The organism is Methylobacterium sp. (genome assembly GCF_019750675.1).
In the GTDB taxonomy this organism is placed as follows: Bacteria; Pseudomonadota; Alphaproteobacteria; order Rhizobiales; family Beijerinckiaceae; genus Methylobacterium.
Map to the genome: position 1 here is coordinate 1 of NZ_JAIEOF010000059.1, position 14181 is coordinate 14181.

Consider the following 14181-nt stretch of genomic DNA (forward strand, 5'->3'; position numbering starts at 1 on the left):
CAAAGCGGACCTCGCACGCACGCGGATCGAATTCGCGTAAACGCGCTTAGGGACCGTCGTGCGGCGTCTCGTGATCCGCAAAACGAAGCGTCTGCTTCCACTGTCCCTATTTCTTCTATCTGCGACTGAGCAAGGCAAGGCGCGCGGCGAGCGTCGATACGTCCGAACTGGCCTCGATGCGGTCGACGATCAGGCCGTTTGCGTCCACCAGCAGCACCGCAGCCGTGTGCCCGTAGGTGTACTGGTCCCCGGGCAGTACCGTACGCTCGGCGACAATGCCGAAGCTTGCAATCGCCTCGGACACGGCCGGGCGATCGCCGGTCAGCGCGACGATGCGCGGATCGAAACTCTGCATATAGGCGCCGAGGGACGCGCGCGTGTCGCGCTCCGGATCAACGGTAATGAAGTAGATCCGCAGATCGGGATCCGGGAGGCTGCGCAGGGCGAGGCTGAGCTGCGCCAAGGTCGTCGGACAGATATCGGGGCAGCTGGTGAAGCCGAAGAACAGCCCGTAAGGGCGGCCCGCGAGTGCGTCGGACTCGACCGTTCGCCCGGACGGGTCCTGCAACTGGAAGGCGCCCGCGATCGGGCTGGCCGCACTGGTGCGATAGGACGGCGGTCGTAACGGCGATTCGGCATGGGCCGCGGCCGGCGCTCCGAGCCCTGCTGGTGGTAGCGCGAGGAGGAGGCCCGCCATGGCACGAAGCAGGCAGCCGGTCCTCGACAGGGCTCGATGCGTCATCGGTGGTTCCAGGCTTAGCGACGGGCTTGGCAGCGGAGGACGCTCGGGGAGAGGAACAGGCCTGTATCGGGCCGATTGTCCTTCGGCTTTGGGACGACGAGCCGGCCACCCCCAATGATCATGGACACGGATCGGGGGTCCAGGTCGAGGTTCCCTTCGCCTCACGGGCGATGACCGCGCAGGTCGCTTCCGGGACGTCGCCGGTGCAGCTTCGCCCGCCCGCCTGATCCTTGACGCGGCACGCGCCGAGGGCCACCGACGGGCGCGCTTCGGTGGCCGCGCCGCGTACACCCGGCTGCTGCGCTCGGAGGGGAGGCGATTGCTGGGCCTGCGCGGGGCCGAACCCGAGGCAAGCTCCGGCGAGTAGAGCCGCCGACACGGCCGTGGCGATCTTCGACATGGTGTTCCTCCGCTGGGCATATGGAGTCAACGGATGCGCACGACCTTCGCGATGCTCGGCACGCCGGCCGCGTCCATCCCGAACAGCATCCAGGTGCCAGGTTGCAGGATTCCGGCATCGCCCGGCAGCGTGAGCTGGTAGCTCGTGCCGCTGGTGCTCGCGATGGTCAGGGGTACCCGGCGCTGGTCGTTGTTGGTCGAGTGGGTGACGCTGCTCAGACGGACCAGCGAGAAGTTCGCGACGCTCCGGTCCGTGCTCACCGGAAGCGTGCCGCCCACCGCCGCGCTCGCCGGCGCCTGGGTAATGGTGGGGCGATCGGCTAGGCCACCCTGAGCATTGAAGAGGTAGGGCGGGCTCAGGATCTCGAAATCGAGATGGTCGGCCCCCCCGCAGCCGCCGCAGAGGCCACCGCCGCCGACCAGCACGCGACCGTCGAGCATCAGCATTGCGATGCTGTGATAGTTGCGCGGTACGGCCATCGGGGCGAGACGCCGGACCTTGCCGGTCCGCGGCGACCAGATCTCCGGCATCATCACCGACAGGTTGTCGGTGAACTGGGCGGCAACGACCTGACCGCCCGTGGTGACGACGTCCCCGTCGGGGAGGACGACGCTGTTCATGTAGGCCCGCGGGAACAACAGCGGCGCGGTGTCGGTGACGGTGACCGGGCCGTTGACGCCGGCGCCGATGTCGATGGTGTATGCGGTGTCGAGGGCAGGCGTGCCCGTATAGGCGGGGGCCCCGCCGGCTTTGAAGATCTTGCCGATGTCGTACATGTTGGCGGTGCCGTTGACCGCGAACCGGTCGCCGCCCCGCGCGCCGACCGGACGCAGGCTGCCGTCGCCGGTCGTGTCGATCCAGTGCATTTGCGTGCTCGGACCGGCGTGGAACACCGAGCCGTTCGGGCCCGCAAACAGCCAGTAATGCGTGTCGCCCGGATAGACCGGCACGCTCGGGTCTGCCGCCGCGTCGCCCTTGACGTTCCGCAGGACGCGCCAGCGGTTCGTCGTCGGCGACCAGACTTCCCCGTCCTTGCCGCCGACCCCACCCGACCAGGAACCGCCATACGTGAAGGTATCGCCGTTCGAGAGCGTGGTGTTGGCGTTGTACGCCCGGGTGATGTTCATGTTCGCCGCCCGCGTCCACGTGTTCGTGGTCGGATCATAGATCGACGAGACGCCGGCGGAGATGCCGCCGGTGATCAGGATCCGCCCGTCCGGCAGCACGTTCGTGCCGGGGCAGAACATGTCGTGGCCGGTTCCGGAGACGTAGGTGTCGACCGCTTTGTCGGTGGCGGGGTCGTAGAGCGTGGTCCAGGTCCCGTTCGTGGGGCCCGTCTGGAAAGCGTTGCGTGCCTCAGCCGCCCAGAACAGGAGTTTGCCGTTCGGCAGCACGGCGCCGGCGACCGGCACGATGCCGATGCTGCGCGGCGCGGTCCAGGCGGAGGGGGCCCGGCCATCCGGCCCGAGGATCGTCCAGCGCTGCGGATCGGCGAGGTCGCAGTCCCATTGCACGAGGCCGCTGCCCGGGTTGCGGTTGTCGTTCGGCCCGGTCGGGCTAACGCAGCGGTTCGAGTGCGTGGCGACGATCTCGGTCCAGCTATCGATCTTGCGCAAGCGGAACAGGCCGTTGGCCGCCGTCGAGCAGCCTTGCTGCACGACTCGCTCGCCGTTGCCTTGCCCGGCATTCTCGATCGCGAGGCACTGCCCGGTCGTGGTGTTCTTGATCTGGTAGCCGTTCGTGGCCGGCACGAAGGTCCAGTTCTGGCTCGGCAGATCGCGACAGACCTGCTGGGCGACCCCGTTCCCGGCGCCGTCGGCGCAATTGCCCGAGCGCCGGTTGATCATCACGGAGGCTCCGGTGGGTGCCGGCTCTCCCGGTGGCTTCGCGCCGTTGCCGGCACCGGCACCGGTGCCCGTGCCCGTGCCGGCCCCGGTACCCGTGCCGGCACCCGTTTCGGTTCCGGTCTCGGTCGTCTTGGTACAGGCGACCGTGTAGACGATATGGGTTCCGGGACCGCCCGAATCGCCCCAGGCATCCTGCCGGCTACCTGTCCCGCAATCGCCGGTGGTCCGGAGCGAGGGCTCGTTCGGGGTGTCGCTGAAGTAGACGACAGGCGTGCCGTTGCGCGACTTGTCCTGGTTCGGCCAGACCCGCAGGCCGAAGCCCCAGCTCGCGGCGCCGGCCGGGACGGTGACGGGTTGCGAGGGCGTATTCATTCCGGCGGGAACGGTGCCGAAATTGTATGTGACGAGAGGCGTCTGCGTGGTGATGGTGCGATTGGCGTCGCGGGTAAAGAGGAACAGGTCCTTCGCGAACCAGCCGTTGGCCGCCGTCAGGCTGATCGAGACCCGGATGGCGGTGCCCGCCGTCGGGGTCGTGCCGGTCCCCGTCGATCCGCTGCAGGTCAGGCCGTAGACGACGTTGGCGCCGGGGGTGCCGGAGTCGCCCCAGGATTCCTGACGTGTCCCCGTGCTGCAATCGCCCGCGCTCCGGAGCGGAGCGAGACCGGGCGTGTCGCCGTAATAGGTCGTCGGATTGCCGTTGCGCGACTTGTCGCCATTGGGCCAGACCCGCATGCCGACCGCCCAGGTCGAGCCCGCCGGTACCGAGAACGGCTGCGACGGCACGTTCAGGCCTGCGGGCGTGGAGCCGAAATTGTACGTGGTCACCGTCGTCTGAGCCGTGATGCGGCCGGTAGCATCCCGGGCGAACAGGAACAGGTCCTTGGCGTACCAGCCGTTCATCGCCGTGAGCGTCAGCGAGACGGATGTGCTGCCGGTGGCGCCTGCTCCGGGGGGCGGTGTCGGTATCGGCGTCGAAGGAGCCGGGGCCGGCGTCGCCACAGGAATGAAGACCTGGTTGTTGCCGCCCCAGCAATCCCATTGGATGAGCTTGCCCCCCGCCGCCGTCGATCCGCCATACACGTCAAGGCATTTGCCCGAGAAGGCCGGCCTGAGCCTGAGGCCGAGTCCCTGCGCCTCGGCCGTCCATATCTGCTGCGTGACGTTCATGCAGCGGATCTGCCAGACGGCCTGTCCGTTGGTTCTGGATTGCTGTGAATCCATGCAAAGGCCCGTCGCCGCGTTGACGAGGCTGAAGCCGTTGCCGAGCGACTGGATATTCCAGGTTTGCTCGGGCGCCCCGGTACAAGGCTGCTGCTCGACCTGAACGGTCTCGTTCTGCCTCCCACCCGGAATGGTGAGGCACATCCCCGAATGGGCAGCCCTGATGGGCCCTGTCTCCGTCCGTGCCGCAAAATTGATATCTGCAAGAGCGGATGTAGAAAACGCTGTAAGAACGGAAAGCGCGATAAAATATCTTGAATACAAGACGCGGTCTCCGCTACAAAATTAAGTAAATAGAGAAGCAAAGCGCGTCTCTATTTAATTTGTGCGAGAGAAGATACTGGATAAAAGTTAAAATACCGTTGCGTTCAGCGGCAATGATCATAATACTAGTAAAAGTATATGATATAAATATCAATAATATTCGAATTTAAGCGATAAGTCTTCCCGACTAACTATCGACCCTGTGAGGGCGGCCGTTGGGTGCGACCGATTTTTGGAGGCTAATGCTCAAGAGGCTCCACCTTTCTGTGGCGCGCGGTATCAACAATGGTGGGGGTGACAGCTGAGCAGGACTGCGCGAAGGCGTTGAAACTTCTTCGCAGCGTCGCGCCAGCGGTTGCCTCCCAACAGGATCGCTGACGCCCAAGGCCATTCGCATAAGGGCCCGTATTTCACTGGCTCGGCGACCGCTCTCCACCTGTTTCAGCTTTAGGTCTTTGCCTCACCGAGCAGCCTGCAAACGGACGTTCCCGGGTTCTGCAAGGGGGCGAACGCAGGCACGACGATATCCGCTTCCGTACGTCGCTGCCTTTAAGCAGATCTGCAAAAACCCACCCCGATCCGACAAGGAACAACGGCTGTCCGATGGCTGCTTGCGGGAAGTGCCCCCAGCGGTCCGGACACTTGACCTGGGTCGGACGCTGCCTTTGACGATGGGTCCCGGGCGTCCGACTTCGATCGCGAAACGCGCGTCCCGTCACGACACTGTCGCCCACCCTTGCGATCCAGCGCCGCAACCGTCGGCGCTTTGCCGGCAACAGGGCCGCCCGCATGCAGCGCCTCCTCACCGATGCCACCGCCCTTCCGTACCTGCTCTTCGCCATGGCGTTCGATGCCGAGGGGCGCGGATGCCTGCTGGAGACGGGCGGCGGCTTTCCGGAGCCCGTCGCGGACGGATTCCTCTGGCTGCATCTCGACCTCGTCGACGCACGCCTCGACGGCCCGATCGCCGCCGGGCGCCTCGGGCCGCCGGCGCTGGCCGCCGCCACCTTCGCCCGGGACGGCCACCAGCGCGTGGTGGCCGAGGGCACGAGCCTCGGGCTCGTCATCGCCGACCGCGCGCGGGAGTTCAGCGGCCGGATCGAGGAGGAGCCGGCCGGGCGGCTGCACTGCGTGCTCGGCGAGCGCCTCCTCGTCAGTGGGCGGCGCCATGCCACGGCCGCGGCGGAGGCTGCCCGCGACGCGGTGCTGGCCGGGCGGCGCGTGTCCGATCCGGCGGGGCTGCTGGAGATGTTCGTCGGGCACGTCGCCGCCGCCCTCGACGCCTCCGCGCGGCGGTTCTCGGACGAGCTCGATCGGATCGAGGACCGGATGCTCGACGAGGACCAGCCAGACGACCCGAAGCCGCTGGCGCCGATTCGCCGGCAGGCCGTGCGCCAGCACCGGCAGCTCGCGGGCCTGAGCGCGGTCTTCCACCGCCTCGAATCCGAGACCGAGGAAGCCGACGACGATCTGCCCGAGGCGGTGGTGCGCATGGCCGCCCGGGTGGTCCAGCGCCTCGACTCGCTCCACCGCGACATGCTGGTCCTGTCCGAACGCTCGCGCCTGCTGCAGGACGAGATCGCCGGGCGAACGGCCGCCGAGACCAACCGGCAGCTCTTCACCCTCTCCATCCTCACCGCCCTGTTCCTGCCGCCGACCCTGGTGACCGGCGTGTTCGGCATGAACACCAAGGGGCTGTTCCTCGGCGAATTCGAGAACGGCTCGCTCCTCGCCCTGGCGATCTGCGGCGCCGCGGCGCTGGCGGTCTACGGCGTGATCCGCCGCCTTGGGCTCGTCAAACGGCGCGCCTGATCGTAAGCCGGCTCCCTGTCGCGCCGCGCGGAGCCTGAAAACACCGCGACCGGCGCAGGATCGTCATCGAAGCGTCACGTCCCGTCGCGAACGGTGCGCCGAACGCCTCTGGGAGCCTTTTCCGCATGGACTTCTTTCGCCGCTTCACCGTCCTGATGTGCGCGCCGAACTTCGACCCGGACGATCTCGAGGGCGTGCGCGTCCAGCAGATCATCGGCTCGGTGGAGAAACTCGGCTTCGAGGTGGTGCGGGCGCGGCGCGTCGAGGACGCGGCCATCGCGGTCCAGACCGATTCCGCCATCGGCTGCATGGTGGTGGACTGGGGCAAGCGCGGCCTCGACGGCAAGGCGGCGGCGCTGATCAACCTGATGCGCAAGCGCGGGCTGGAAATGCCCATCGTGATCATGGTCCGCCGCAAGCGCCTGGAGGACATCCCCGTCGAGGTGCTGGACTTCATCGACGGCTACATCTTCCTCGCCGAAGAGACGCCCGACTACATCGCCCGTGGTCTCGTGAGCCGCGTGAAGCAGTATGCCGAGACCCTGAAGACGCCGTTCTTCGGCGCGCTGGTCGACTACGCCGAGCAGGGCAACCAGCTCTGGACCTGCCCGGGCCACAACGGCGGCATCTTCTACAATCGCTCGCCGATCGGACGCATCTTCGTCGAGCACTTGGGCGAGGCGGTGTTCCGCGACGATCTCGACAATTCGGTGCTCGATCTCGGCGACCTCCTCGTCCACGAGGGCCCGGCGCTCAAGGCGCAGAAGGAAGCGGCCGTCATCTTCGGGGCGGAGAAGACCTACTTCGTCCTCAACGGCACCTCGGCCTCCAACAAGATCGTGCTCTCGGCCCTGGTGGCCGAGGGCGACCTCGTGCTGTTCGACCGCAACAACCACAAGGCGGCGCATCACGGCGCGCTGTTTCTCGGCGGCGCGATCCCGGTCTTCCTGGAGACCGACCGCAACTGCTTCGGCCTCATCGGCCCGATGTACCACGAGGCCCTCGACGAGACCCGCATCCGCGAGAAGATCCGCGACAACCCGCTGATCACCGACCCGGAGGCCTGGACCCGCGAACGCCCGTTCCGCGTCGCGGTGGTCGAGCAGTGCACCTACGACGGCACGATCTACAACGCGCAGATGATCCTCGATAAGATCGGGCACCTCTGCGATTACATCCTGTTCGACGAGGCCTGGGCGGGCTTCATGAAGTTCCACCCGCTCTTCGCCGGCCGCTTCGCCATGGGGCTGAAGGGCCTGGACGAGACCTCGCCGGGCATCATCGCCACGCAATCCACCCACAAGCAGCTGGCGAGCTTCTCCCAGGCCTCGCAGATCCACACCAAGGACAGCCACATCCGCGGCCAGACCCGGCGCATCGAGCACCGGCGCTTCAACGAGACCTTCCTGGTCCACGCCTCGACCTCGCCGTTCTACCCCCTGTTCGCCTCCCTGGATGTCGGCGCGCAGATGATGAAGGGGCGCTCGGGCGTGGTGTTGTGGGACGACACCATTCGGCTCGGCATCGAGTGGCGCAAGAAGGTCCGCGCCATCCGGCGCGAGTTCGAGGAGAAGGAGGGCGATCCGCTTCGCCGCTGGTTCTTCGACCCCTTCGTGCCCGATACCGTGAAGGGGCCGGACGGCCGGGTGCCGTGGGAGAGCCTCTCCACCGACGAGCTTGCCAGCAACGTGAAGTACTGGGAGCTGACGCCGGGCGCCGATTGGCACGGCTTCACCCACGTGGCGCCCGGCTACGCCATGACCGATCCCAACAAGCTCACCGTGCTCACCCCCGGCTTCGACCGGCGCACCGGCGAGTACGCCGCGCACGGCGTGCCCGCGCCGATCGTCGCCCAATACCTTCGCGAAAACCGCATCGTGCCGGAGAAGAACGACCTCAACTCGCTGCTCTTCCTGCTCACCCCGGGCGTCGAATCCTCCAAGGCCGGCACGCTGATCTCGGGGCTCGTCGCCTTCAAGCGCCTGCACGACGAGAACGTGCCCCTCGAGGAGGCGATGCCGGAATTCGTGCGGCGCCGGCCCAACCGCTACAAGGGCGTGCGCCTGCGCGACCTCTGCGCGGATTTCCACGCCTTCCACCGCGAGGCCGGCACCAGCACGCTCCAGCGCAAGCAGTTCGAGCCGGGGCATCTCCCCGAGATGGTGATGACCCCGAAGGAGGCGGTGCAGCAATTGACCCGCAACAACGTCGATTACGTGCCGATCGCGGAAGCGGAAGGACGCGTGGCGACGACCTTGCTTCTGGTCTACCCGCCGGGCATCGGCACGGTGCTGCCGGGCGAGCGGCTGGACGAGCGGGCCAAACCCATGCTGGATTACTTCAAGATGTTCGAGCGCTCCGCGAACCTGTTCCCGGGCTTCGAGGCCGAGATCCAGGGCGTTTTTCGCGATGTCGACCCGGACGGGACGATCCGGTTCTATACCTACGTCATGCGCGAGAGCCGCTGATGCCGGGCCGGGCGGAGAGCGACCCCGACCTCGTCATCCGGCCCTCGTCGGATGCCGACGTGCCGGACATGGTGGACATCTACGCCCACCACATCCGGCGCGGCGTCGGCGACGTCGGGGATTTCGAGGCGGATCCGCTCCACCCCGACGACCTGAAGAAGCGCCGCAAGGCCATGCGCAAGAAGCGTCTGCCGCATCTCGTGGCCGACCGCGACGGGGTGGTGGCGGGCTACGCCTACGCGGTGCCGTTTCGCAAGCGCCCGGCCTACCGCTACACCCTCAAGCACTCGATCTACGTCCACCACGAGCACCTGCATGCGGGCATCGGCCGGCGCCTGCTGCCGGCGCTGATCGAGGCCTGCGCGGCCGGCGGCTACCGCCAGATGATCGGCTACATCGACGCGCAGAACGAGGCGAGCCTGCGCCTGCACGAGGCCTGCGGGTTCGTGCGCGTCGGGCTGCTGCCGGCGGTGGGCTACAAGTACGGCCGCTGGAGCGACAGCGTCATGGTCCAGTGCGCGCTGGGCACGGGCTCAACCGACCAGCCCGGCACCTGGACGCGCCCCGTCGAGGCGGTGGCGGCGGGGCACGACTGGATCGGGAAGTAGGGGAGGCCGGCGTCGGTCCGTCCGTGCCTCGCGCCGGACCGACGCGCCTATTGCCGCGCCTGGTTGATCAGCGCCTGAAGGGCCCGGGCCACCGCCTCGCTGACGTTCTTGCGGTACTTGCGGTGAACCAGCTGGCCGTTGTGGTAGATGTCGTGCTCCACGTAGAGCTTCTCGCCGTCCCACCGGACGATGTTGTCGGTCTCGGTGGTCTCCTCGACGCCGAGATCCTCGCGAAAGGTAACGCCCCCGGCTTGCGCAAACATGGCTCGTCCCTGGTGATCGAAGCGACTTTTCGGCTTCCTGAAGACGCATCTTAGGCAGCCGGGGCGCGCCGCGCTACCCGAAACGGTTTTTAGCGCACCGTGACCTGATCCTTGATCCGCTCGTAGACCGCCCGGCTGAGGACGCGCTTCGACAGCAATTCGCCCACGGAGGCGTAGGGCCGTTTCTGCACGATGGCGCGCCCGATCATGCCGCCGCCCCGCAGGCCGTTCAGCTCGGCGACGCTCCCGGTATTGAGGTCGACGATCGCGATGCCGCGCGGGCCGGCCGACTCGGCGGCGCTGTCGATCTCCGCTTCGCCGGCCGAGGGCGCCGGAATGCTCGGCGGGCTCGGGCTCGGGTTCGGCAGGCTCGGGCTCTGCGGGGCTGGGTTCGGCGCGGGCGCCGGAACCGCCGGCGGTGGGGCCGAGGCTTGCGGCGTGGCAGCTTGGGAAGGGACGGTCTGGGAAGGGGAGGCTTGGGAAGGGGAGGTCTGTGAAGGGGAGGCCTGTGGCGCGGGGGCGGGCGCCACCGGGGAGACCGGCCGCGTCACGGCCGGCGGCACCGCCGCCTGGGTTCCGGCCCGTCCGGTCTCGGGGGGCGTCCGGGAGACGGGCGCGTCCACCGGGCCGCTGTCGCGGGGCCGCAGGACCTGGACGAGTCCGGCGAGGGTCGCCGCCACCACGATGAGAACGCCGACCCGCAGGACCGCTGAACCGCTGAGCATTGAGGGCGGCCTCGCGCCTGTTGAGAGGATGAACGCCTAACATAGGCGATAAACTGAAGTCTCGCCGGCCAAGCCGCTGTCCTCAAGAGCTTGAACACTTTGGCGCGCCCCGGGGCTGACATCCCCGCGAGCGGACGCGGGTGCGGCGTCTGCGGCATCGACGGGACCGGCACGCGCGGTCATGGTCCCGGCCGATGCCTGACCGCCCCTCGCCCCTGACGGCCCTGTCCGCCCGCCTCGGCGCCCTGCGCCACCTGCCGGCCCTCGCCCGCCTCGTCTACGCCGCCAGCCCCCGCCTCCTCGTGGCGAGCCTCGCCCTGCGCCTCGCCCGGGCGAGCCTGCCCGTCCTGATGCTCTACCTCGCAAAGCTCATCCTCGACGCGATCGTGGCCGAGCATGCCCGGCCGCACCCGGGCGGCCTCGGGCTCGAGGCCTGGCTCGCCGATCCGGCCCTGCGCCACCTCGCCGGGCTGGTGGCGGCGGAATTCGGCCTCGCCATCCTAACCGACCTCCTCGGGCGCGCCAGCACCCTGGTCGACGGCCTCGTGGCCGATCTCTACGGCAACGCCGCTACCCTGAAGCTGATGCGGCACGCCGCCGACCTCGATCTCGAGCAGTTCGAGGACAGCGCGCAGCAGGATCGCCTGGAGCGGGCCCGGCGTCAGGTCACCGGCCGCTCCAACCTCCTGTTCCAGCTCTTCGGCCAGGGCCAGGACCTCATCACCCTGGTGGCCTTCGGCCTCGGCCTCGTGGCCTTCGCGCCCTGGCTGATCCTGCTCCTCGTGGTCGCCCTTGTACCGGCCTTCCTCAACGAGACCTACTTCAACCGCGAGGGCTACCGGCTGGCCTGGACGCGCACGCCGGAGCGCCGCGAGATCGACTACCTGCGCTTCCTCGGGGCGAGCGTCGAATCCGCCAAGGAGGTCAAGCTGTTCGGGCTGAACGGCTATATCGCCGAGCGCTACCGGGGGCTGGCCTCGAAGATCGTGGCCGACAACCGCGCCCTTGCGCTGCGGCGCGCCGGCTGGGGCGGCGCCTTCGCGGCGCTCGGCACGCTCGCCTATTACCTCGCCTACGCCACCATCGTCTGGCGCACGGCGGCGGGGCAGTTCTCCATCGGCGACCTCGCCTTCCTGGCCGGCTCCTTCCAGCGCCTGCGCGGGCTGATCGAGGGCCTGCTCATGGGCTTCTCGCAGGTCGCCTCCCAGGCGCAGTACCTCGACGACCTGTTCTCGTTCTTCGCCGTGGTGCCGGCGATCCGCTCGCCCGCCGATCCGGTCGCCCTGCCGCGCCCGATCCGCAGCGGGATCGTGTTCGAGAACGTGGGTTTCCGCTATCCGGGCACGCAGACCTGGGCCGTGCGGTCCTTGAGCTTCCACCTCGCGGCCGGGGAGGTGCTGGCGCTCGTCGGCGAGAACGGCGCCGGCAAGACCACCATCGTCAAGCTCCTCACCCGGCTCTACGACCCGACCGAGGGCCGCGTGCTCCTCGACGGCCTGCCGCTTTCCGCCTATGACCTCGAGGCCCTGCGCGCCCGCATCGGGGTGATCTTCCAGGATTTCGTGCGCTTCAGCTTCACCGCCCGCGAGAACGTGGCGGTCGGCCGGATCGCGGCGCGCGACGACGCCGAAAGGGTCGCCCGGGCCGCCGAACGGAGCCTCGCCGACGGGGTCATCGCGCGCCTGCCGCTCGGCTACGACCAGCCGCTCGGCAAACGCTTCGCCGAGGGCGTCGACCTCTCGGGGGGCGAGTGGCAGAAGATCGCCATCGCCCGCGCCTACATGCGCGAGGCGGAGATCCTGATCCTCGACGAGCCCACCGCCGCCCTCGACGCCCGGGCCGAGTTCGAGGTGTTCGAGCGCTTCCGCGAACTCAGCCACGGGCGCACGGCGGTGCTCATCTCGCACCGCTTCTCCACCGTCCGCATGGCCGACCGCATCCTGGTGCTGTCCGGCGGGCGGGTGATCGAGTCGGGCAGCCACGCCGAGTTGCAGGCGCTGGGCGGGCGCTACGCCGAACTGTTTGAATTGCAGGCGGCGGGGTATCGGTGAGGGCCGTGTGCCGCGTTGCAGCCCGCTGGGCGTGCGTTCGACCCCGGGCCGGCCTTGGACAGGTCCGCTTCGCTGCGGCTTGATGGGCCGTTCCCCCGCCGGAGCAAAGCGTCGTACCAGCCTGTGCCGGGGCGGTCACGAGGGCGTTCAAGCGGTCGTACGAGGACCGCAGATAACGGTCACGGCCGCTTCCACCACCCGCGCCAGTGCAGCCCGATCGGATCCTGTTCGCGCTCTGATCGCCAGCGTCTGCAGCATGCCCGACGCGACGATCGCGGCCGAAGCCGGATCGACGCCCTCGCGCAATTCCCCTGCCGAACGCCGGAAGCGCTTCTCGAAGACCGCATCGACGTTGGTGACATAACCTGCCGCGATGGCGCGGGTAGCGCTATCGCGCAGCGCTTCGGTCACCGCCGTGCACACGACGAAGCATCCCCGCGCGCCCATATCCCCGGCGAGCGTGTTCTCGGCCGCCTCGATCAGGAAGGACGAGAGGGTGTCCCGCAGGGGGCCTTCGCCCTCCAAACGCTGCCTGATACCCTCGACCGACCAGGCGACGTTCTCCGCGAGCGCGCGCAGGTAGAGCGCGTGCTTGTCTCCGAAGGCGGCGTAGAGGCTCGGGCGGTTCAGTCCGGTCGCCGTGGCCAAGTCGTCGACCGACGTCGCCGCGTAGCCGTTGTTCCAGAACGTGTCCCGGACCAACGCCAGCACCTCGGCCTCGTCGAACTTCCTCGGCCTCCCCCGCGGTCGCGCCGCGGGGGCATCCTTATTTTGTATCATCTCGCATAAAAGCCTTGACCGCGCGTTTTGTATGCGAGATGGTACATAAATCGCGCCCCGGTGTCACCAGCGAAATGGAACCGGCCCCGCAGCGACCAGACGGTCGGGCGGCGGAGGGGAATGTGTGTCCTCGAACATCTGTGGATCTGATGATGAAGCACTATCCCGTCTACGCGAATCCTTACGCCGACATCGAAGCTGGACGGGACACCGCCCTTAAGCTCCACCTCGTAGGGCTCGGCGCCAGCGAGTTCTCCAAGCACGTGCCCAGCTTCTCCCCGTTCGTCGCGAAGCTGGATGCGTATTTCCGGCTGTTCGATATTCCCCATGAGATCGTCGCGGAGCCGGTTCCGGACGTGGGGCCCCGCGGAAAGGTGCCGTTCGTTAGCGTCGGGAACACGCGGCTCGCCGACTCCGACCTCATCGTCGGCTACCTCAAGCGGACGCACGGCGACCCCGACGCCGCTCTGACTCCGGCGCAGCAGGCGGTGGGCCATCTGGTCCAGCGTACCCTGGAGGACCATCTCTACTGGGTCATCATCTACTACGAGTTCTTCGACGAGAACGGCTGGGATTTCATCCTGAAGGCGATGGTGGGTGACCCCACGGCGCTCCCGCAGGAGATCCAGGACGCCCTCGCCGAACGGCGCGAGGATTTCCGCAAGCGGTGCTACGACCAGGGCGTCGCGCGGTTCACACCGGCCGAGATCGTCGAGAAGGCCGGCAAGGATCTCGATGCGATCTCGCGCATCCTCGCCGACAACCGCTACTTGCTCGGGACCGACCGCCCGACCTCGTTCGACGCGGTGCTCTTCGGCTTCACGCTGGCGATCTTCCAGGCGCGGGGGATGCACCCCGAACTCACCGACCACGCGCGGAGCATCCCCAACCTGGGCCGGTACATGCAGCACATGCTGGAGACCTATTATCCCGAACTCGAACGGGCCTTCCAACCTGCATGACATGACGGCGTCCCTGAGCGCCGTCGTTTCGGCCTCAG

The 14181-nt window shown here is 68.0% G+C and carries 11 protein-coding genes; 5 read left to right on the plus strand and 6 right to left on the minus strand.

The window, feature by feature from the left end:
* Window positions 1-115: 115 nt before the first annotated feature.
* The 3 genes from K2X24_RS02890 to K2X24_RS02900 all read right to left on the minus strand — a co-directional run bounded on the left by K2X24_RS02890 (window position 116) and on the right by K2X24_RS02900 (window position 4474).
* Entirely contained in the window at window positions 116-742 is a 627-nt protein-coding gene (locus K2X24_RS02890; protein ID WP_292494465.1) for an SCO family protein, read from the minus strand.
* Window positions 743-860: 118 nt separating this feature from the next.
* Entirely contained in the window at window positions 861-1142 is a 282-nt protein-coding gene (locus K2X24_RS02895; protein WP_292494467.1) for a hypothetical protein, read from the minus strand.
* A gap of 26 nt (window positions 1143-1168) precedes the next feature.
* Window positions 1169-4474: an RICIN domain-containing protein gene (locus tag K2X24_RS02900; RefSeq protein ID WP_292494469.1), complete on the minus strand. Its 3306-nt coding sequence runs from the start codon at window positions 4472-4474 to the stop codon at window positions 1169-1171.
* A 789-nt stretch (window positions 4475-5263) separates the two neighbouring features.
* On the opposite strand from K2X24_RS02900, the gene K2X24_RS02905 reads away from it, so the two are divergent.
* The 3 genes from K2X24_RS02905 (at window position 5264) to K2X24_RS02915 (ending at window position 9362) form a co-directional block, all read left to right on the plus strand.
* Complete coding sequence (locus tag K2X24_RS02905; RefSeq protein WP_292494471.1) at window positions 5264-6286, plus strand: CorA family divalent cation transporter; 1023 nt, start codon at window positions 5264-5266, stop codon at window positions 6284-6286.
* A gap of 125 nt (window positions 6287-6411) precedes the next feature.
* Window positions 6412-8754, plus strand: a complete 2343-nt coding sequence (locus K2X24_RS02910; protein ID WP_292494473.1) for an Orn/Lys/Arg decarboxylase N-terminal domain-containing protein — start codon at window positions 6412-6414, stop codon at window positions 8752-8754.
* Window positions 8754-9362, plus strand: a complete 609-nt coding sequence (locus tag K2X24_RS02915) for a GNAT family N-acetyltransferase (RefSeq protein ID WP_292494475.1) — start codon at window positions 8754-8756, stop codon at window positions 9360-9362. The genes K2X24_RS02910 and K2X24_RS02915 overlap by 1 nt, the downstream gene beginning before the upstream one ends.
* 47 nt (window positions 9363-9409) lie before the next feature.
* On the opposite strand, the gene K2X24_RS02920 is transcribed toward K2X24_RS02915, so the two are convergent.
* Both K2X24_RS02920 and K2X24_RS02925 read right to left on the minus strand, forming a co-directional pair.
* A complete protein-coding gene (locus K2X24_RS02920; protein WP_243915899.1) occupies window positions 9410-9625 on the minus strand; it encodes a hypothetical protein in 216 nt (71 codons plus the stop codon).
* 89 nt (window positions 9626-9714) lie between these two features.
* Window positions 9715-10350: a helix-hairpin-helix domain-containing protein gene (locus K2X24_RS02925; RefSeq protein WP_292494480.1), complete on the minus strand. Its 636-nt coding sequence runs from the start codon at window positions 10348-10350 to the stop codon at window positions 9715-9717.
* A gap of 194 nt (window positions 10351-10544) precedes the next feature.
* On the opposite strand from K2X24_RS02925, the gene K2X24_RS02930 reads away from it, so the two are divergent.
* Complete coding sequence (locus tag K2X24_RS02930) at window positions 10545-12401, plus strand: ABC transporter ATP-binding protein (protein ID WP_292494482.1); 1857 nt, start codon at window positions 10545-10547, stop codon at window positions 12399-12401.
* Between the two features lie 147 nt (window positions 12402-12548).
* Here K2X24_RS02930 and K2X24_RS02935 read toward each other — a convergent pair whose 3' ends face one another.
* Complete coding sequence (locus K2X24_RS02935) at window positions 12549-13112, minus strand: TetR/AcrR family transcriptional regulator (RefSeq protein WP_292494484.1); 564 nt, start codon at window positions 13110-13112, stop codon at window positions 12549-12551.
* Between the two features lie 218 nt (window positions 13113-13330).
* Between K2X24_RS02935 and K2X24_RS02940 the strand changes: the two genes are divergently transcribed.
* Window positions 13331-14143 carry a glutathione S-transferase family protein gene (locus K2X24_RS02940; protein WP_292494485.1) on the plus strand — a complete coding sequence of 271 codons (813 nt, stop codon included), beginning with the start codon at window positions 13331-13333 and terminating at the stop codon, window positions 14141-14143.
* The last annotated feature ends 38 nt before the right edge of the window (window positions 14144-14181 follow it).

Coding starts and splice junctions, on each gene's coding strand:
- K2X24_RS02890 (WP_292494465.1), bottom strand. CDS start 742: ATGACGCATCGAGCCCTGTCGAGGACCGGCTGCCTGCTTCGTGCCATG.
- K2X24_RS02895 (WP_292494467.1), bottom strand. CDS start 1,142: ATGTCGAAGATCGCCACGGCCGTGTCGGCGGCTCTACTCGCCGGAGCT.
- K2X24_RS02905 (WP_292494471.1), top strand. CDS start 5,264: ATGCAGCGCCTCCTCACCGATGCCACCGCCCTTCCGTACCTGCTCTTC.
- K2X24_RS02910 (WP_292494473.1), top strand. CDS start 6,412: ATGGACTTCTTTCGCCGCTTCACCGTCCTGATGTGCGCGCCGAACTTC.
- K2X24_RS02915 (WP_292494475.1), top strand. CDS start 8,754: ATGCCGGGCCGGGCGGAGAGCGACCCCGACCTCGTCATCCGGCCCTCG.
- K2X24_RS02920 (WP_243915899.1), bottom strand. CDS start 9,625: ATGTTTGCGCAAGCCGGGGGCGTTACCTTTCGCGAGGATCTCGGCGTC.
- K2X24_RS02925 (WP_292494480.1), bottom strand. CDS start 10,350: ATGCTCAGCGGTTCAGCGGTCCTGCGGGTCGGCGTTCTCATCGTGGTG.
- K2X24_RS02930 (WP_292494482.1), top strand. CDS start 10,545: ATGCCTGACCGCCCCTCGCCCCTGACGGCCCTGTCCGCCCGCCTCGGC.
- K2X24_RS02940 (WP_292494485.1), top strand. CDS start 13,331: ATGATGAAGCACTATCCCGTCTACGCGAATCCTTACGCCGACATCGAA.